The organism is Rhodococcus sp. KBW08, from assembly GCF_003852455.1.
Lineage (GTDB): Bacteria > Actinomycetota > Actinomycetes > Mycobacteriales > Mycobacteriaceae > Rhodococcus_F > Rhodococcus_F baikonurensis.
On sequence record NZ_QAJJ01000050.1, the window covers coordinates 1 to 331 of the forward strand.

General features: G+C 51.4%; 1 protein-coding gene. It reads left to right on the forward strand.

Going from position 1 to position 331, the window contains the following annotated elements; all coding sequences use genetic code 11:
- A partial coding sequence (locus DBV08_RS32650) for a hypothetical protein (RefSeq protein ID WP_221621630.1) occupies positions 1-182 on the forward strand: 182 nt, incomplete at its 5' end.
- Between the last annotated feature and the right edge of the window lie 149 nt (positions 183-331).

A 331-nucleotide genomic window follows, 5' to 3' on the forward strand; every position in this document is an offset into this window, starting at 1 on the left:
ACCCGAAGGCCCGGAACATCATTCGACATGTGAAGTACCAAAATAATTTTGGCACTGACATTCATCGACACACTGTTGAGTTCTCAAAGAACACGCACACACCATCACCACAACCCTATGGCCGCCGCTCCGGGGCAACTTTTCCAGCCTATCCCATCATGATCATCGGCGCAAACCGCTGAACATTCGGAGAAGAACTGGAGGTGAAGCACAACCATACACGATGGAAACTACTTCGAAATTTGGTCAGGCACTTCGTACAACCTCGTGTCACTCGCCGTGTAGGCGGGAGTCGGTGTCCGTGTCGCTCTGACTTGGAATAAGTTACGCG